We start from the raw sequence: 18,193 nt of genomic DNA, 5'->3' as shown, positions 1-18,193 counted from the left end.
ATCGCGCCTCAGCCATCCCCGGCGGCGAACAGCCCCGATCCTGATCTACGCCCTGAGCCCCCAGTAACCCTGCTCCTGCTCCGCGTACCAGCGCTGGAAGTCGTCCAGCGACAGGGCGCCGGCAACCAGCTGGCCCTGGATCTGGTCGCAGCCCAGCTCGGTGAGGACCTGCAGGGCCTGGCGGGTCTCCACACCTTCGGCCACCACCCGCAGCCCGCGCAACTGGCCGAGCTGGACCAGCAGCCTGATGACCTCCTGATCGCCGGGCAGCTGGCAATGCTCGATGAATTGCCGATCGATCTTCAGCTCGTCGATGGGAAAGCTGCTCAGGCAGGCGAGCGAGGAATGCCCGGCGCCGAAGTCATCCAGCGACAGCTCGAAGCCCATGGCCTTGAGCTGGCGCAGGCAGTCGAGCACCTGTACCGGATTGCTCATGGCTCGGGACTCGGTGATCTCCAGGCAGAAGCCGGCGGCGACGGCGCCGGTCTCGTCCAGCAGCCGGCCGATGCGGGCGATGAAGGCCGGATGCTCGAGGTCCAGCAGCGACAGATTGACGTTGAGCTTGAGGGCGCCCAGCTGCCGCTCGCGCTGCAAGCGCATGCAGCGCTCCAGCACCCAGAGGGTGATGTCGCAGATCTTGCGACTCTGCTCCGCGATGCCGACGAAGGCGTCCGGCTTGAGCAGCCCCAGTTCCGGATGCTGCCAGCGGATCAGGACCTCGGCGCCTTCCACGCGGCCGTCAGGCAACGCGATCTTGGGTTGCAGATAGAGGCGCAGCTGATCGTGGTCCACGGCCAGGTCCAGGGCGTCGAGCATGGCGATGCCGAGCTGGCGCTGACGTTCCTGGTCCGGATCGTGGAAGGCGAAGGGCAGCTGGCGCCGGCGCGCATCCTGCAGCGCGGTCTCGGCGTTGGCCAGCAGGGCCTCGGCGCTGGCGCCATGCTCGGGGTAGCAGGCGATACCGAAGGTGATGCGCAGCGACACCCGCTGGTTACCGCTGACGAAGGGCTTTTCCACCAGGTTGCGCAGCGACAGCAGCGCCGCCTCCGCCGAGGCGTCGTCGAACCAGGGCAGCAGCAGGACGAAGGTGTCGGCGCCGATCCGCGCCACGCCATTCTCTTCCGGCGCCGCGACCCTCAGCCGACGCGCGAGGTGGCGCAGGATCTTGTCGCCACCTTCCTGGCCGAGCAGTTCGTTGATGTTGCGGAAGTTGGCCACGTCCAGCAGCAGCACGGCAAAGCGCCCAGCCGCGGCATGCTCGATGCGCTGGCGAATCTCCAGGACCAGCCGCACCTGGTTGGGCAGCCGGGTGAGCATGTCGCGAAACGCCAGCTGGCTGATGCGCCGCTCGCGCGCGGCCAGGGCGGCGCCCATCTGATTCATGGCGCGACCGAGCCTACCGACCGGATCGCGGCCTTCCTTGAGGCCCAGCTGATAGTCGCCATCGGCGATGCGTTCGGTGGCCTGACCCAGACGGAGCAGATAGCGATTGAGTGCGCCTGCCAAGATCCGGCTGACCAGAGCGCCCATCGCGAAGATGATCGCCCCTATGAGCAGCGAATCCAGCAGAGCCGACTGCTCCGCCGCTGCTATTCCTTCCATGAACATGTCCGCCCCTATGACGACTGCCTGCCCGTTCTGTCCTGGAATGGCCAGGAACAGCGAACGGAAACTGCCAAAGTTATCCTGGTATTCCGCGAAACGCGGTTGATGATCGGCAAACACCGCTGCGAGTTCCGGGGGTGCCTGCTCGTAGAGCTGGCGATAGTCGCCGAAATAGCCAACGCGGATTTCCTCCTCGTTGGCCGAATCCATGATGAAGCGAAAACTCGAGCCTTCCTTGACGAAGGCATAGAGCGAGGCCAGCCCGGCCTTGCGGGCATAGCGATCCAGGGTGATTAGCGTCCGCTGGTAGCGGTCGGGATCGGCCTGGACCGGATCCTGCAATTGGGCGAGATAGTCCTCGCCGAGAATTTCCGGCAGCGCCAGGGCCGCGCTCATCAAGCGATAGTCGATGCTCTGGCTGCTGGCTTCGCGCGCCTGGTGGTAGCTGTGCAGAGTGAACAGCAGGGTGCCCAGGGCATCCACCAAAATGAACGCCAGAAAGAACTTGGCGAACAGGCTGCGTGGCTTGAGGCGGAGCCGCGACGCGGGGGCAACTTCCCGAGGCGAGGCGGCGCTGTGAGGCGCATCGAGCATTGGGGCTCCTTGTCCAACTGACGACGACTCCCCCTGGACCCGCTCGTGCCGAGGCGGTTTCGCTGGACGCGCAACCAGGCGCCTTCTTAACGGTTTAACCGATGTCGTTCAAGGACCACGGTCGCAAAATCCCGGGTGCCTCACGCTTGGGCCGATTTTTCAGCCCAGCGTCAGGGCCAGCGCGACCAATACCCCGGTCTCGGTGAATTCCAGCAGGGCCCCGGCGGTATCGCCGGTGGTACCGCCGAGACGCTGACGCAGGGCGCGTCGCACCAGCAGCGCGACCCCGGCGGTGACCAGCAGTGCGGTCCAGCCCTGGGGCAGCAGGAGGATGGCTAGCGCGCCCAGCAGCAGCACCCGAGTCAAGGTTGTCCGCGGCAGGTGGCGACTGAGCAGTTCGCCCAGACCGCCAGGGCGTACATAGGGGGTGGTCAGCAACAGCCAGGGCAGCGCCAGGCGACCGGCCAGGGGCGCTAGCCACAGACAGCCCGGCGCGTGCGGCAGGAGCACCACCAGGGCGCTCCATTTGAGCAGGAGGGTCAGCAGCAGCGCCAGGACGCCCATGGGTCCGCAGGCCGGATCCTTCATGATGGCGAGGGTCCGCTCGCGATCGCCATAGCCGCCGATCCAGGCATCCACGGTGTCGGCCAAGCCATCCAGGTGCAGGCCGCCGGTGAGGATCACCCAGCCGGCCAGCACCAGGGCCGCCTGCAGGAAGACGCCGCCCGCGGCGCCCAGCCAGGCGATCAGACTGAGGAGCGCACCCAGCAGCAGGCCGACCGCCGGATACCAGAGCACCGAGCGGCCAACGGCCTCGGCGGGCGGCACGCCGGGCAGCCGGACCGGCAGGCGGGTCAGAAACTGCACGGCGATCAGCAAGGGTAGCGGCATCAGCCCTCCTCCAGCGCCAGTGGCTGCAGGGTCGCGTAGGGCGCCTCGACCTGCAGCAGGTCCCTAGCCGCCAGACCCCGCTGGCGGGCCAGCAGCAGGCGGATGACGCCGCCATGGGTGACGATCAGGCTGCGGTGGCCCTGCAGCCGGGGCCGCCAGCGTGTCACCGCCCCCAGGACCCGTTCGGCGAAGGCCGCCACGGGCTCGCCCTCGGGCGGGGTATAGGCATAGGGATCGGCCCAGAACCGCCCCAGGGCCTCCGCCTGGTCCTGCATGAGCTCCGCGGCGCTACGACCTTCCCAGGCGCCGAAATCCAGTTCGCGCAGATCCGCTTCCAGCACCAGCTCGGCGCCCTGCTCCGCCGCCAGCCACTCGGCGAAGCGCGCGCAGCGCTGTTGCGGCGACGTCAGGATCAGCTCGAAGGGCGGCTGCGTGGCGACGGCGGCGCGCAACTGCGCCCAGCCCTGCTCCGCCAGCGGCGGATCGAGGCGTCCGCGAAAGCCTTCGGGGCCTTCGGTGACGCCATGGCGCAGCAGCCAACAGTCAGTCATGGGCGCGGCTGGAGACACTGGCTTCGGCAAAGGTCGCCATCTCGCTGTGCAGGCGGCAGGACAGTTGCAGCAGCGGCACGGCCAGCGCCGCACCGCTGCCTTCGCCCAGGCGCAGGCCGAGGTCCAGCAGCGGCTCGCCGCCCAGCGCCAGCAGCACCGCGGCATGGCCAGGCTCGGCACCGCAGTGGGCGAACAGCAGCCAGTCGCGGGTAGCGGGTTGCAGGCGCTGGGCGCAGAGCGCTGCCACCGAGCAGATGAAGCCGTCGATCAGGGTCGGCAGGCCCTGTTGGGCACAGGCCAGATAGGCACCGGTCAGGGCCGCCAGCTCGAAGCCGCCCAGGCGGCGCAGCAGCTCGTAGGGATCGTCCAGGGCGTCGCCATGGCGCAGCAGCGCGCGCTGGATGACCGCCACCTTGCGCGCCACCCCATCGGCGTCCAGGCCGGTACCGGGCCCGGCCAGGGCCAGCGGCGAGGTATCCAGCAGCACACTGGCAATGGCGCTGGCGGCGGTGGTATTGCCGATGCCCATCTCGCCGCCGATGAACAGATCGGCACCCCCGGCGCAGGCACGCAGGACGGCGTCGCGCCCGGCCTGCAGCGCGGCCTGGCACTGCTCATGGGTCATGGCCGGGGTCAGGGTGAAGTTGGCGGTACCGCGGCCCAGGGGCAGGTCGATGATCCCGGGCAGGGCTTCCAGCGGCGTGACGGTACCCAGGTTGATGACTTCCAGGGCGGCGTCCAGTTGCCGGGCGAGCACGCTGATGGCGGCCCCGCCACGCACGAAGTTGCGCACCATCTCGGCGGTCACGGACTGCGGATAGGCCGAGACGCCCTCTTCCACCACCCCATGATCACCGGCGAAGACGGCGATGGCGGTCCGCTGCAGCAGTGGCCGCGGCGTGCCCTGCAGGGCCGCCAGCTGGATGGCCAGCACTTCCAGATCGCCGAGCGAACCGCTCGGCTTGGTCAATACCGCCTGCCGCTGGCGCGCGGCTTCGGCGGCGGCGGTATCGGGTTGGCGGCAGGGTCCTTGCCACCAGGGCATGCTCATAGCGGGGTTCCTTTGAGGGTCAGGGGGAGACCGGCGACGGTCAGCACCACGCGCTCGCAGCGCGCGGCCAGGGCCTGGTGCAATTCGCCGGCGGCATCGACATAGCGGCGCGTCAGCTCGCCCAGCGGGACGACGCCCAGACCGGTTTCGTTGCTGACGAAGATGAGGTGGCCGGGCAACTGCGGTACGACCTCGAGCAGCTCCGCGCAGGCACTGTCGAGGCGCCGGGGATCGTCGAGCAGGAGCAGATTGGTCAGCCAGAGGGTCAGGCAGTCCACCAGCAGGCAGCTTTCCGGCGCCGCCAGAGCTTCCAGGCGTTCGGCCAGCGCCAGGGGTGCTTCCACCAGCGCCCAGTGCGCCGGCCGGCGGGCGGCATGGCGCTCGATGCGCCGGGCCAGTTCGGCGTCGTTGCCGCCGGCGGTGGCAATATAGGTGACGGCAAGGCCGGACTCGGCGGCCAGGCGCTCGGCCAGGGCGCTCTTGCCGGAGCGAGCGCCACCGAGGATGAATTCGCGCATCTAGAGCTCGCAGAGGGCGCGCAGGCGCCCAGTGTCCAAATGGTGTTCGACCAGATCGGCCAGGCGCTCCAGATCGCGCTCGCGCAGGGCGTGGTAGTCCAGCTGCTGCGGTTCGGCGAGACCCGCCCAACGCAGCAGGGCGACGCTGGCGGCGGGAGATTCGAACAGGCCGTGCAGGTAGGTGCCCAGCACCTGGCCGTCGTCGCTGAGGCTGCCATCCACGCGGCCATCGGCAAAGCGCAGCACCGGCCGCTCCAGGGCCGGTCCCTGGCTGACGCCGGCATGGATCTCGTAGCCGGCCACCTCGGCGTCGCCGTCGCTCAGCCAGCCGTGCACGTTGCGCAGCTGCTTTTCCGCCGCCAATTCGGTGCTCATGGCCAGGAGGCCCAGACCGGCGCTGTCACCCGGCGCGCCTTCCAGCCCGAGAGGATCGGCGATCCGCTCGCCGAGCATCTGGAAGCCCCCACAGATGCCCAGCACCCGCCCGCCGTATCTCAGATGGCGGGTGATGGCCGCGTCCCAGCCCTGGGCGCGCAGGAAGGCCAGGTCGCTGCGCACGCTCTTGGAGCCGCCGAGGATGATCAGGTCGGCGGCGGGCAGCGCCTCGCCCTGACGGACGAACAGCAACTCCACCTGGGGATGCAGGCGCAGGGGATCGAAATCGGTGTGGTTGCTCAATCGCGGCATCACCGGCACCGCCACCCGCAGGCGCGCTCCCTGCTTGGCGACCTGGCCGGTGGCCAGGCGATCCTCGGCTTCCAGGTGCAGGTCGTGCAGATAGGGCAGCACGCCAAGCACCGGCTTGCCGGTACGGGCTTCGAGCCAGTCCAGCCCGGGTTGCAGCAGCGCCAGGTCACCGCGGAAGCGGTTGATGATGAAGCCGGCGACGCGCGCCTGCTCGCTGGGTTCGAGCAGGTCGAGGGTGCCGACCAGATGGGCGAAGACGCCGCCCCGGTCGATGTCGGCCACCAGCAGCACCGGGCAGTCCACTGCCTCGGCAAAGCCCATGTTGGCGATATCGCCCTGGCGCAGGTTGATCTCGGCCGGCGAACCGGCGCCCTCCACCAGCACCACCTGATAGCCCGCCGAAAGGCGGGCATGGGAGGCCAGCACCGCCTCCCGGGCTATCGGCTTGTAGGCGTGATAGGCCTTGGCATCCATGCTGGTGACGGCGCGACCGTGGATGATCACCTGGGCGCCGACATCGGTGTTGGGCTTGAGCAGCACCGGATTCATGTCGGTATGGGGTACCAGGCCGCAGGCCTGGGCCTGGACCGCCTGGGCCCGGCCGATCTCGCCGCCATCGGCGGTCACGGCGCTGTTGAGCGCCATGTTCTGCGGCTTGAAGGGCACCACGGCCACGCGCTGGCGATAGAGCCAGCGGCACAGGGCGGCCACCAGGGTGCTCTTGCCGGCGTCGGAGGTGGTGCCCTGCACCATCAGCGTACTCATAGGGGGCTCCGGTAGCTGGCGAGGCCCTGGTCCAGGCGCTGCCAGCCGGACTCGTCGCCGGGCAGCCCGAATCTCAGGGCGCCGAGCGCGGGAAACAGGCGGGTGAGGATGGCCTGGCGGGCCAGGTGTTCGTGCAGCCCCGCGACGTCCGCGCGCTGCAGCAATTGAAAGAGGGCGCAGCCACCACTGGGCGCGAGGCCGTGCCGGGCGAGCACCGCGGCCAGGCGTTCACCGGCCTTGAGCAGCGCCTCGCGCTGACGCTGCTGGCCCGGTTGATCGGCCAGCAGTTGCCGGGCGAGATGACGACTGGGGCCGTTCACCGTCCAGGGCCCCAGTTGCTCGTCCAGCTGCGCCAGCAGGCTCGGCGCCGCCAGCACGAAGCCCAGGCGCATCCCGGCCAGTCCGAAGAACTTGCCAAAGGAGCGCAGCACGATCAGCCCGGGCAGATCGCTGAAGGGTGCAAGACTCGCTGCCGGGGTGGGATCCATGAAGGCCTCGTCCACCACCAGCCAGCCACCGCGGCGTTCGAGGCGGGCGTGCCAGTCCAGCAGCCGGGCCGGCGACAGGCGTTCGCCCGTGGGATTGTTGGGATTGACCACTACCACCACGTCCAGCTGGTCGAGGTCGGTCGCGATCCGGGCTTCGCCCCACTCCAGCACCTCGTGCCCGGCGCGACGCCAGGCCAGGGCGTGTTCGGCGTAACAGGGCGCCAGTACCGCGACCCGCGCGGGTGCGCGCAGGGTCGGCAGTGCCTGGATGGCGGCCTGGGAACCGGCCACCGGCAGCAACGCGCTGGCCCGGTAACAGGCACCGGCAGCCTCCACCAGGCCGTCATCGGGCTCCGGCAGCCGGGCCCAGGCACTGGCCGGAATCTCCGGCAGCGGCCAGGGCCAGGGGGCCAGACCGGTGGACAGGTCCAGCCAGTCGTCCAGGGGAATGTCGTAGCTGCGCGCCGCGCGCCGCAGCCGACCGCCGTGCTCAAGCAAGCAGCAGTCCTCCCAGGGCGATCAGCGCGGTCCACAACCAGGCGCCACGGCGCACCAGTTTCAGGGCACGGGTGATGGCCAGGAAGGTCGGCACCGGTCCACGGCCCAGCAGCGGACGCTCGTGCCATTCGCCGTGGTAGCGAGCCGGGCCGCCCAGGCTCACGCCCAGGGCGCCGGCACCGGCCGCCATCACCGGACCGGCGTTGGGGCTGTCCCACAGCGGTGCCTGGGTGCGCCAGCTTTCGATGGCGCTCCAGAAGCGGCCGAGACCGGCATAGGTCAGGGCCACCAGGCGCGCAGGAATATAGTTGAGGACATCGTCCAGCCGCGCCGCGGCCCAGCCGAAACGCTCAAGGCGCGGCGTACGATAGCCCCACATGGCGTCCAGGGTATTGGCCAGGCGATAGAGCACCACACCCGGGGCACCCAGCAGGGCGAACCAGAACAGCGCGGCGAAGACGGCATCGCTGCCATTCTCCAGCACCGATTCGGTGGCGGCGCGGGCCACGGCGGTCTCGTCCAGCTCGCTGGTCTCGCGGCTGACCAGGTAGCCGACCCGACGCCGTGCCTCGGGCAGATTGTTGCGTTGCAGGGCGCGGGCCACCGGCTCGGCGTGCTCGCCGAGGCTACGCAGTCCCACGGCCAGATACAGCGCCAGGGGCTGGATTATCCAGGCCAGCCAGTCGAGCTGGCAGAGCAAGGCGGTGAGCAGCACCCAGGGCAGCACGGCCAGGCCCCAGGCCACCACGCCATGGCTGCGCCAGCCACGGCCACCGGGATTGAAGCGGGCTTCGAGGCTGTCGGCCAGGCGCCCGAACAGCACCAGGGGGTGGGCGCGGCGGGGTTCGCCGAACAGCAGGTCGAGCAGCATGCCGCTGACGACCGCGAAGGCCAGCATCATGGTTTCTGGCCCCAGCGATTCTCGAAGACCAGCTCCTCCAGCGGCCGCCCCTGGCGCCAGCCCTCCTCTTCCAGCATCGGGCGCGGATAGAAGGCTTCCACCGGTCCCAGGCAGAGGATGGCCGCCGGCTGCGAGCCTTCCGGCATCTCCAGCAGGCTGCGCACGGCTTCCGGCTCGAACAGCGACACCCACCCCATGCCCAGGCCTTCGCAGCGCGCCGCCAGCCAGAGATTCTGGATGGCGCAGGACAGCGAGGCCAGGTCCATCTCCGGCAGGGTACGGCGGCCGAAGACGTGGGCTTCGCGGCCGTCCATGAGCGCGGCCACCAGCACCTCGGCGCAATCGAGGATGCCCTGCACCTTGAGCTTCATGAAGTCATCGCTGCGCTCGCCGAGGGCGTCGGCGGTGGCGCAGCGCTCTTCTTCCACCAGCTCGTGCAGGCGCTGACGCAGGGCCGGATCGCTGATGCGCAGGAAGCGCCAGGGCTGCATCAGCCCGACGCTGGGCGCCTGGTGGGCGGCACCGAGCAGGCGGGCCAGTTGCTCGGGGGGCACCTCGCCACCGCAGAAGTGGCGCATGTCGCGGCGCTCGGCGATGGCTCGGTAGACGGCGGCTTGTTCGGCGGGGGTATAGGGAGTCGTGGTCACGGCTTGAGCATCGCGGCGGCCGCGGCGGGTGCCGACGGCATGTAGAAGTGAATATAGCTGGCGGTGAGGCGACCGTCGCGGTAGACCGCCTCGGCCACCGCCTTGCCGTTGGGGCACAGCCCGCGCGCCCAGGGCACCTCGGATGACTCCAGGGCCGAGTGATGATAGGTGTGGCCACGCAGGGTGCCCTGCTCGAACTCCACCGACTGCAAGGCCAGGGCGGTGAGGCGCGCCTGCATCCGCGCGCTGCCCGGCAGCAGTCCGAGCAGGCTGGCGGATTCGCCGGCCTTGTCGGTCAGTTCGTCGAGCAGATAGAGCATGCCGCCGCACTCGGCGAGGATCGGCTTGCCGGCCGCATGGTGGGCGCGGATGGCCGCGCGCATGCCCAGGTTGTTGGAAAGCGTCTGCAGGTGCAGCTCGGGATAGCCGCCGGGCAGATAGAGGCTGTCCACCGCCGGCAGCGCCGTGTCGGTGAGTACCGAAAAGAACTCCAGCTCGGCGCCCAGGGCGCGCAGCAGATCGAGATTGGCCTGGTAGATGAAGGCCAGCGCCGCATCCCGGGCCACGCCGATCCGCACCCCCGCCAGAAGCGGCTCGACCACGGTCGGCGGCGGTGCGGCAAAGGCCACCGGCGGCGGCACTTCGAGGGTGGAACTGGCGCCCAGGGCATCGGCCGCCATGTCGAGGCGACGATCCAGGTCGGTGACCTCGTCGGCCTGGATCAGCCCCAGGTGACGACTGGGCAACTCGATGCCGGCATCGCGCGGCAAGCTGCCAAAGAAGGTCATGCCCGCCGGCAGGCTGCCGCGGATCAGCTGCGTCTGCCGCGGACTGCCACTGCGATTGGCCAGCACCCCGGCGAAGGGCAGGCCCGGCCGATAGTGGGCCAGGCCATAGGCCAGGGCGCCAAAGGTCTGCGCCAGGCCGGCGGCGTCGATCACTCCCAGCACCGGTACGCCAAAGCGCTCGGCCAGGTCGGCCGCCGAGGGTTGACCGTCGAACAGGCCCATGACGCCTTCGATGAGGATGAGATCGGCCTCCCCCGCCGCTTCCCACAGCAGGCGCCGGCTCTCGGCCTCGCCGATCATCCACAGATCGAGCTGGTAGACGGGTGCGCCGCTGGCGCGGGCGAGAATCATCGGATCGAGAAAGTCCGGACCGCACTTGAACACCCGTACCCGCCGCCCCTGGCGGGCGTGCAACCGGGCCAGGGCGGCGGTGACGCTGGTCTTGCCCTGACCGGAGGCCGGAGCGGCGATCAGCAGCGCCGGGCAATGCCGCATCTCGCCTACCATTCGATACCCTGCTGGGCGCGGACGCCGGCCTGGAAGGCATGCTTGACCAGACTCATGTCGGTCACGGTATCGGCGGCCTCGACCAGCGCCGGCGGCGCACCGCGGCCCGTCACCACCACGTGCTGATGGGCCGGACGCCCGGCCAGATCGGCCAGCACCTGGTCGACGTCCAGATAGCCGTGCTTGAAGGCGATGTTGAGTTCGTCCAGCAGCACCAGGCCGATGGCCGGATCGCGCAGCAGCTCGACCGCCACCGCCCAGGCCGCGGCAGCCGACTGCAGATCGCGGGCCCGGTCCTGGGTATCCCAGGTGAAGCCCTCGCCCATGACGTGGTAGCGCACCTCGTCCGGGAAGCGCCTGAAGAAGAGTTGCTCGCCGGTGTCGCGGCGGCCCTTGATGAATTGCACCACGCCCACCTTCATGCCGTGGCCGAGGGCACGCGCCGCCATGCCAAAGGCCGAGCTGCTCTTGCCCTTGCCGATGCCGGTGTGGACCAGCAGCAGGCCGCGCTCGTCCTGGGCTTCGGCGATGCGGGCGTCGATCACCGCCTTCTTGCGCACCATGCGCGCACGGTGGCGTTCATCGCGCTCGGGGCTGGTCGAATCGGGGCTATCGGTCATGGGTGGTTCTCCGGGTGCGGGCGCGGCGGAGAAACGGGCAGAGACGCCGCCCGCGCAAGGCAGGTGGCGACGCCGCGCGACGCCCTCCGCATCGCCGAGATGAACGCAAGCGTGGCCGGTCTCCGGGCTGGTGAGCCGATGCCCTGGGGACATCCGCTGCGCCCCTTCCCGGCCTGGGCCAGTGGGTATCGCGCAGCTACTGCTCAACTACCGTTGCGGGGGCAGCGCCGGCTCGACCGGCTTCCCTGTTTCACCCCGGCGAGGCGGGGCCCCACGTGCAAGGGCGCAGGGTACGGACTACCCGGGAAAGCGTCAATCGATCGCACCGGCCGAACTCGGCGCCAGGCGGCCAGGTCCACCCTAGGCACCCCACACCAGGAGCTACCGGATGAACGATGCCACCCTCGCCGCCTGTATCAAGGCCTGTCTCGATTGCGCCGCCGCCTGTGAAACCTGTGCCAGCGCCTGCCTGGGCGAAGCCAATCTGGACATGATGCGCGACTGCGTCCGCCTGGACCGGGACTGCGCCGATGTCTGTCGCCTGGCCGCCACCTTCATGCAGCGCAATAGCGACCGCATCGCCGAAGCCTGCGCTCTGTGCCTGGCCACCTGCCGCGCCTGCGCCGCCGAATGCGGCAAGCACAAGGCCGATCACTGCCAGGCCTGCGCCCGGGCCTGCGAAGCCTGCGCCGATGCCTGCGCGGCCATGGCGGCCTGAGCAGGTCCCTCCGCTACTGCGCGCTCCGGTCGCAGGCAAAACCGCCCGACCAACCACCGCTGGAGCGGTCGGCATTGGCATTAGCCGTCGACGCCAGGGATAATGCCCGCCCTTTAATCGATATCCAGGCCTTCGCCATGACCGATACCAACCAAGATCCCCGTTTGAGCCGCATGAAGCGTCGCCTGCGCAAGAAGCAGTACCTGGGCGAGTTCCAGGAACTGGCCTTTGAAATCAAGGTGAGCTTCAAGAACGAACTCAGCGAAGACGATCTGGACACCTTCCTGGGCGACTTCATCGACTACGTCGAAGAGCGCAAGCTGGACTACATCGGCGGCTTCGACAACGCCTGGGTCGAAGGCACCATCATGGCCAACAAGCGCTACACCTCGCCCACCGCGGAAGACCGTACCGCCCTGCTGGACTGGCTCAAGGCCCGCACCGAAGTCGGCGAAGCCAATGCCTCCGAGCTGCATGACGCCTGGCATCACGACGGCGAAGTCTAACTAGCCTTCGCCGGATCGCTTGGCGCCCGTTGCGGTCGTAAAGGGGAATCCGTTGGAAACCAGGTCCTCATGACGACCCTCCTGCAAATCTCCGATACCCACTTCGGCACCGAGCAACCCGCCGTGGTCGCGGCTCTGGAAGCCCATGTCCGCGAACACGGCGCCGATGTCCTCATTCTCTCCGGGGACATCACCCAGCGCGCCCGGCGCGAACAATTCGCCGCCGCCAAGACCTTTGTCGAACGCCTGGAAAGCCACGGCATTCCCCGCACCCTGGTGATCCCGGGTAATCACGACCTGCCGCTGTACAACGTCTTCGCGCGTTTCCTGACGCCCTATGGCAACTATTGCCGCCATTTCGGCCAGGATCTGGAGCCCAGTTTCGAAAACGACGAGCTGTTGCTGGTCGGGCTCAACACCACCGCTCCGCAACGCCACAAGGATGGCGCGGTAAGCACCGAGCAGATCGAGCGGGTGGCCGAGCGCCTGCGCCGCGCCGGTCCGGGCAAGCTGCGCATCGTCATCGCCCACCAGCCCTTCGGCGCCCTCGAACTCAGTGACCTGAGCAATCTGCAGCACAACGCCGATCATGCCCTGGCCACCTGGGCCGACGCCGGACTGGATCTGGTGATGGGCGGGCATATCCACCTGCCCTATGTGCTGCCGCTGAGTCGCCAGTACCCCACCCTGCCCCGCGAGGTCTGGATCGTTCAGGCCGGCACCGCCCTCTCCTCTCGCGTGCGCGGCACCTCGCCCAACTCCTTCAATCGCCTGCTGGTCGGCGAAGGGCCGGAGAAGACCGTGGACGTGGAACGCTGGGACTTCCAGGGCGATCGTTTCGTCGTCGGCGAGCGCCACGCACTGCGCTGGCAGGCAGCTCAGGACGCTCTGGCGAAACGCTGAGGCGTCCAGTCAGGGGCGCCGATGCGCGCTCCTGCGCACTTCCCGCAATGGAAATTGATTCAAGCTGTTGAAACGGCTGGCAGGCCACGGGCGCCACGTAGTCTTAGGACTTTCGGCAAGAGTGGCCTCCCATGGAATCCCTGACGCAATCGCTGCTTGGCTTTATCGAAACCCACCAGGCCTGGGCGCCGCTGCTCGTCGGCCTGCTCGCCTTTGGCGAATCCCTGGTGCTGCTGGGCGTCTTCATTCCGGCCACGGCCCTGCTGCTGGTGGTCGGCGGCCTGGCCGGCTCCGGAGTGCTCTCGCCGGTGCCGCTGGTGCTGGCCGCCATCGTCGGCGCCATCCTCGGCGACATCTGCTCCTACATCATCGGCCGCTGGCTCGGTCCCAGTATCGTCCACCGCCCGCCCTTTCGCCGCTATCGCAAGCAGGTGGCCATGACCCGACTGTTCTTTCGCCGCTATGGCTTCTTCGCGGTATTCGGCGGGCGCTTCCTGACCATGATCCGCAACACCGTGCCCCTGGTGGCCGGGATGATGGCGATGAACCAGCTGCGCTTCCAGTCGGCCAACGTGCTTTCGGCCATCGTCTGGGCGCCGCTGATGATGGGCCCGGGTTATCTGGCGGCCAAGGGCGTCAACCACTTCAGCTTCGCCGGCAACGAGTCGCTGTGGATCGGCGCGGCGATCATCGCCGTGCTGGGCGCCGGCGCCGTACTGTTCTTCAAGCAGCGGCTGAAACGCGTCTAGCCGCTAGCGGCCAGCGCCTCGCGCAGACGCTGGCGATTCAGCGGTACCTCGCGCAGACGCAGACCGGTCGCCGCCGCCACGGCATTGGCGATGGCCGCGGGGATGGCCGCGGTGGTGGCCTCCCCGGCCCCCACTGCCGGTTCTTCCGGCCGATCGATCAGCTCCAGTTCCAGCTCGGGCAATTCGTTGAAGGTCAGCGGCGGATAGGCACCCCACTCCAGGCTGGTCACTCCCTGGTGATCGAAACGCACCGCCTGCTTGAGGGTCCGGGCGATGCCCTGGATCACGCAGCCTTCCAGCTGATTGCGCAGGCCATCCGGATTGACGATCAGACCGCAGTCATGGGCCACCACCACGCGGGTGACCCGGATCCCCGTCGCCTCGCTCACCGCCACCTCGACCACCGCGGCCACATAGGCGTTCTCGTTTTCGTAGTGCAGGAAGGCCAGCCCCTGCCCTTTCGCCAGGGCACCGTTCCAAGCCTTTTCCTGCCGGGTGGGTGGTTGCCAACCGGCCTTGTCGGTGGCGGCCTGCAGCACCGCCCGTGCGCGAGGGTCCTGCAGATAGCGCAGGCGGAATTCCAACGGATCGACCCCGGCCGCCAGGGCCAGCTCGTCCATGAAGGATTCGTTGGCAAAGGTATTGCCGACCGCTCCCAGGGCGCGCAGGGCCGAGGGTCGCAGCGGCGAATCCCCGGCTTCCAGCCAATGGGTCGCCACCTGGACGTTGAGCAGGTCGTAGTCCAGCGGCGCATTGCGATTGCCACCACCCCGCCCACCCTTGAGCGGCAGGTTGTAGGCCAGCTGCCCGGCGAGCAGCGCCGCCTTGCCGGTCTGGCCATTGGGTCGGGTCAGGTGGGTAGGCGTCCAGTTGGCGAAGCGCCAGGCGAGCAGATCACCAGCCGCGCTCAGGCCACCCGCCAGACGCAGCAGCATGGCCGGGCCCTTGGGATTCCAGCCGTGCTCGTCGGCCCGACTCCACTGCACCCGCACCGGACGGCCGCACAGCTTGGACAGCAGCGCCGCATCGGCCGCCGCGTCATCGGCGCCGTTATGGCCATAGCAACCCGAAGCCTGCTGATAGATGACATGGATACTGTCTTCCGGCAGCGCCAGCAGATCCGCCAGTGCCGCCCGGAGCTGGTAGACGCCCTGGGTACCGCTCCAGACCGTGGCGCCGTCGGCACGCACGTCCGCCACCGCGCAGGAGGGACCGATGGAGTCATGGTTCTGATAGGGCCAGCGATACTCGGCGTCCAGCCGCTGCGCGGCATTCGCCAATTCGCCCGCGACATCGCCGGCCTCCTGCTGGATGTCGGCCGGTCCGGCCTTGGCTTCCAGCTGGGCGTAGAGTTCGCCCGGCAGCGGCAGATCCGGCACCAGGCTCCAGTCCACCCGCAGCGCCGCCGCGCCCTGCCGCGCCAGCCAGGGCTGCTCGGCCACCACCGCGACGAAGGCGCCTTCGTACACCAGCTGAGCGCCAGCCGGCAGCGCGCTGGCATCGATACCGCGCAGGCTCACCCCCGCCAGCCGCGCCGAACCGGTGCAGGGTGGCCGTATCACGCAGCCGTGCAGCATGCCGGGCAGGCGCCGGTCGTGGACGTAATCGAAGCTGCCAAACAGCTTGGCGGGGATGTCCTCGCGCGGCACCGAGGTGCCGACCAGGCGGTAATCCTTGACGGCGCGGGTACGCACGGCCTGATTGACCAGCCGCCCCAGGGGCCGTCCGCCCACCAGTTCGCCATAGCTGACATAGCGCCCGGTGGGATCGCCACGATAGACCACGCGGCCATCCACCGTGTCCACCACCGCCAGATCCAGCCCCAGGCGCCGCGATCCCTCCAGAAACAGGAATTGCCGCGCGCTGGCGGCGGCCTTGCGCAACTGGGCGCCGCCCACCTGCAGACTCTTGCTGCCGGCGGTGATGCCCTGGTCCGGGGTCAGCCGGGTATCGCCCTGGATCAGCCGGGTGGCGGCAAAGGCCACGCAAAGCTCCTCGGCCACGATCTGCCGCAACGCCGTGCTGACCCCGGTACCCAGTTCCACCTTGCCGCTGTAGACGGTGACCTGGCCCTGGGCATCCACCGCCAGCCAGGCGTCCAGCTGGCGCTGATCGAGGGTCTTGGCCAGGTCCGCCGGGTCAGCCGGGTCAGCCGGTGCAGACAGCACCTGGGCGGCGACCGGTCGCTGCAGGCTGAAGCCCAGCAGCAGCACTGCGCTGCCGCCGAGAAAGGCACGTCGCGACAGCGTCATGCCGGAGCCTGCCCGTCGCGCAGGAGCACCGCCGCCCGCTTGACCGCCCGCAGGATGCGATAGTGGGTACCGCAGCCACAGAAGTTGGCCGCCAGCGCCTGGCGGATCTGCGCATCGCTGGGATCGGGCACGCGTTCGAGCAGCGCCCGGGCGGTCATCACCATGCCGGGGATGCAATAGCCGCACTGCGCCGCCTGTTCCTCGATAAAGGCCTGCTGCAGCGCGTGCGGCGCCTCAGGCGTACCCAGACCTTCCAGGGTAAGCAGCTCACGACCGGCAAAGGAGACTGCCGGCAACAGGCAGGCACGCACCGGCTTGCCATCCGCCAGCACCGTACAGGCGCCACACTCGCCCAGGCCGCAGCCGAACTTCGGCCCCTTGAGACCCAGTTCGTCACGCAAGGCCTCCAGCAAGGGCATGCGCGGATCGACGTCGAGTTGTCGCTGCTCGCCATTGACCTTCAATTCGATGGCCGCCACCGCTATTTCTCTCCTTTGCGCGCGGCCGCCACGTCCGCAGCACGGATGTCGGCGGCGTGACCGCCAAAGCGGCGGCCGATGTAGGTGGCCAGGTCGGCCAGTTGCTGATCGCTGAGCAAGTCCCGATAGGCTGGCATGAAGGCATGTTCGGTCCGCCCCTGGCGATCGAGGCCGTCGAGCAGGACACGTACCAGGTTGGTCCCCGAGGGATCGCGCACCGCCGAATAGTTGCTGAAGGAGCGCGGATAGGGACCAGCCGGCCCCCGGTCGTCCGGGGCATGACAGCTGGCGCAGGCGGATTGCAGCAAGGCCGCGCTTTCCGCCTCGGCGGCGGTGAGCGGCCCGGTTTCCCCGGGCGGCTGCACCTCGGCCCGTGCCGGCACCGCTCCGGGCTGCGCCGGCAGGGTCCGCAGATAGGCGATCAGGGCGCCGAGGTCCGCATCGTTCAGATGACGGGTACCGCCACTCACCACCTCGGCCATGGGTCCCGCCGCCACGGCTTCGCCACGCTGGTGCCCTTCGCGCAGATAGCTGGCCAGCTTGGCATCGCTCCAGCCGCCAAGGCCGCGGGGATCCGCGGTGAGATTCCAGGCGGTCCAGCCCTGCTGGGTCGCGCCGGCATAGGCCCGGCCGCTGTCGAGACCCTGGCTCCAGGTGCGCGGCGTATGGCACTCCTGGCAGTGTCCCACCGCCTCCGCCAGGTAGGCGCCCCGCGCCACCTGAGCGTCCGTCACGGCGGGCAGTGGGCCCTGACGGAAGTTCAGCCATTTCCAGCCACGGATCAGCGCGCGCTGATCGAAGGGAAAGCGCAGCGCGTTGGCCGGCGGTGCATAGGGCACGGGGCGCTGGACCTGCAGGTAGGCGAAGATGGCCGCGACATCCTCGTCGCTCAAGCGGGTAAAGGCCGTATAGGGAAAGGCCGGATAGAGCTGCTCACCCTCGCGCCCGAGGCCTTCGTGCAAGGCCCGGCGAAACTCGTCTGCCGTCCAGTCCCCCAGTCCGTGTTCGCGATCCGGGGTGATGTTGCTCGAATAGAGACGGCCAAAAGGCGTCTCGAAGGCGACGCCACCGGCGAAGGGCGCGCCATCGGGACGGGTATGGCAGCCCTGGCAGTTGCCCAGGCGGGTCAGATATTCGCCACGCGCCAGGGGCGTCTCGTCGGCGTGGACCAGCGCGGTCCTGGACAGGAGCAGCATCCCCGCCAGCAGGGGCAGGGCCAGGGATCTCATCAGCTCTCCTCGTGAGGTCGAATCGGACTGGCCGATTACGCCGTGGCTTTGCCTTCATCCTAATCGCAGCGGCAAGCCGCCGTGACGTTCGCCCCCGGAGGTGAGATACAGACGACAGTTTCGACCCGCACCTTGACGACGGCCTTTACATTCCCACCCTGGTCCGGCTTCGTCCTGATGCGTGCCCTTGGAACGCTGCCTGCCTCGGATCCTGATTACCTGCACTCCGAACAGGAAGGAAACCAC

General features: G+C 69.0%; 18 protein-coding genes and 1 riboswitch. Of the genes, 4 read left to right on the top strand and 14 right to left on the bottom strand.

Annotated elements, in window-relative coordinates:
• Positions 1-45 precede the first annotated feature (45 nt).
• The 11 genes from QE444_RS10240 to cobO all read right to left on the bottom strand — a co-directional run bounded on the left by QE444_RS10240 (position 46) and on the right by cobO (position 11,111).
• Positions 46-2,199 carry a bifunctional diguanylate cyclase/phosphodiesterase gene (locus QE444_RS10240; RefSeq protein WP_133859643.1) on the bottom strand — a complete coding sequence of 718 codons (2,154 nt, stop codon included), beginning with the start codon at positions 2,197-2,199 and terminating at the stop codon, positions 46-48.
• A 159-nt stretch (positions 2,200-2,358) separates the two neighbouring features.
• Complete coding sequence (locus QE444_RS10235) at positions 2,359-3,090, bottom strand: adenosylcobinamide-GDP ribazoletransferase (protein WP_133859644.1); 732 nt, start codon at positions 3,088-3,090, stop codon at positions 2,359-2,361.
• Positions 3,090-3,641, bottom strand: a complete 552-nt coding sequence (locus QE444_RS10230) for a histidine phosphatase family protein (protein WP_133859645.1) — start codon at positions 3,639-3,641, stop codon at positions 3,090-3,092. Before QE444_RS10230 ends, QE444_RS10235 begins: the two co-directional genes overlap by 1 nt.
• Complete coding sequence (gene cobT, locus QE444_RS10225; RefSeq protein WP_133859646.1) at positions 3,634-4,692, bottom strand: nicotinate-nucleotide--dimethylbenzimidazole phosphoribosyltransferase; 1,059 nt, start codon at positions 4,690-4,692, stop codon at positions 3,634-3,636. Before cobT ends, QE444_RS10230 begins: the two co-directional genes overlap by 8 nt.
• Positions 4,689-5,210, bottom strand: a complete 522-nt coding sequence (cobU, locus tag QE444_RS10220) for a bifunctional adenosylcobinamide kinase/adenosylcobinamide-phosphate guanylyltransferase (protein ID WP_309738289.1) — start codon at positions 5,208-5,210, stop codon at positions 4,689-4,691. The genes cobT and cobU overlap by 4 nt, the downstream gene beginning before the upstream one ends.
• Entirely contained in the window at positions 5,211-6,662 is a 1,452-nt protein-coding gene (locus tag QE444_RS10215) for a cobyric acid synthase (RefSeq protein WP_309738287.1), read from the bottom strand. It lies immediately after the preceding gene.
• The gene (gene cobD, locus QE444_RS10210) at positions 6,659-7,648 is read right to left on the bottom strand and encodes a threonine-phosphate decarboxylase CobD (RefSeq protein ID WP_309738286.1); all 990 of its coding nucleotides are present in this window, start codon (positions 7,646-7,648) and stop codon (positions 6,659-6,661) included. The genes QE444_RS10215 and cobD overlap by 4 nt, the downstream gene beginning before the upstream one ends.
• Entirely contained in the window at positions 7,641-8,549 is a 909-nt protein-coding gene (gene cbiB / locus QE444_RS10205) for an adenosylcobinamide-phosphate synthase CbiB (protein ID WP_309738284.1), read from the bottom strand. The genes cobD and cbiB overlap by 8 nt, the downstream gene beginning before the upstream one ends.
• Complete coding sequence (bluB, locus tag QE444_RS10200) at positions 8,546-9,196, bottom strand: 5,6-dimethylbenzimidazole synthase (RefSeq protein WP_158895441.1); 651 nt, start codon at positions 9,194-9,196, stop codon at positions 8,546-8,548. Before bluB ends, cbiB begins: the two co-directional genes overlap by 4 nt.
• A complete protein-coding gene (locus QE444_RS10195; RefSeq protein WP_309738280.1) occupies positions 9,193-10,491 on the bottom strand; it encodes a cobyrinate a,c-diamide synthase in 1,299 nt (432 codons plus the stop codon). The genes bluB and QE444_RS10195 overlap by 4 nt, the downstream gene beginning before the upstream one ends.
• On the bottom strand, positions 10,485-11,111 hold the full coding sequence (gene cobO, locus QE444_RS10190; RefSeq protein WP_158895445.1) for a cob(I)yrinic acid a,c-diamide adenosyltransferase: 627 nt from the start codon (positions 11,109-11,111) through the stop codon (positions 10,485-10,487). Before cobO ends, QE444_RS10195 begins: the two co-directional genes overlap by 7 nt.
• Positions 11,112-11,206: 95 nt before the next feature.
• A riboswitch (cobalamin riboswitch) is annotated at positions 11,207-11,400 on the bottom strand.
• A 99-nt stretch (positions 11,401-11,499) separates the two neighbouring features.
• Here cobO and QE444_RS10185 point away from each other — a divergent pair.
• The 4 genes from QE444_RS10185 to QE444_RS10170 all read left to right on the top strand — a co-directional run bounded on the left by QE444_RS10185 (position 11,500) and on the right by QE444_RS10170 (position 13,987).
• The gene (locus QE444_RS10185; RefSeq protein WP_309738278.1) at positions 11,500-11,829 is read left to right on the top strand and encodes a four-helix bundle copper-binding protein; all 330 of its coding nucleotides are present in this window, start codon (positions 11,500-11,502) and stop codon (positions 11,827-11,829) included.
• Between the two features lie 137 nt (positions 11,830-11,966).
• Entirely contained in the window at positions 11,967-12,335 is a 369-nt protein-coding gene (locus tag QE444_RS10180; protein WP_309738277.1) for a YggL family protein, read from the top strand.
• Positions 12,336-12,404: 69 nt separating this feature from the next.
• A complete protein-coding gene (locus tag QE444_RS10175; protein WP_309738275.1) occupies positions 12,405-13,238 on the top strand; it encodes a metallophosphoesterase in 834 nt (277 codons plus the stop codon).
• 131 nt (positions 13,239-13,369) lie between these two features.
• Positions 13,370-13,987 carry a DedA family protein gene (locus QE444_RS10170; protein ID WP_309738273.1) on the top strand — a complete coding sequence of 206 codons (618 nt, stop codon included), beginning with the start codon at positions 13,370-13,372 and terminating at the stop codon, positions 13,985-13,987.
• Here the strand turns inward: QE444_RS10170 and QE444_RS10165 are convergent.
• From QE444_RS10165 to QE444_RS10155, 3 genes are read right to left on the bottom strand one after another with little or no spacing between them, the layout of a single operon-like run.
• The gene (locus QE444_RS10165) at positions 13,984-16,239 is read right to left on the bottom strand and encodes a molybdopterin cofactor-binding domain-containing protein (RefSeq protein ID WP_309738271.1); all 2,256 of its coding nucleotides are present in this window, start codon (positions 16,237-16,239) and stop codon (positions 13,984-13,986) included. The genes QE444_RS10170 and QE444_RS10165 overlap by 4 nt on opposite strands.
• Positions 16,236-16,718, bottom strand: coding sequence for a (2Fe-2S)-binding protein (locus QE444_RS10160; protein WP_133859659.1), 483 nt, complete (start codon positions 16,716-16,718; stop codon positions 16,236-16,238). Before QE444_RS10160 ends, QE444_RS10165 begins: the two co-directional genes overlap by 4 nt.
• A gap of 2 nt (positions 16,719-16,720) precedes the next feature.
• Positions 16,721-17,947, bottom strand: a complete 1,227-nt coding sequence (locus tag QE444_RS10155; protein ID WP_285387400.1) for a cytochrome c — start codon at positions 17,945-17,947, stop codon at positions 16,721-16,723.
• Positions 17,948-18,193: the final 246 nt, after the last annotated feature.

The sequence above is a fragment of the Pseudomonas sp. SORGH_AS_0199 genome (assembly GCF_031453735.1).
Classification (GTDB): domain Bacteria; phylum Pseudomonadota; class Gammaproteobacteria; order Pseudomonadales; family Pseudomonadaceae; genus Chryseomonas; species Chryseomonas aestiva.
This window is presented reverse-complemented; position numbering and strand designations above follow the sequence as displayed.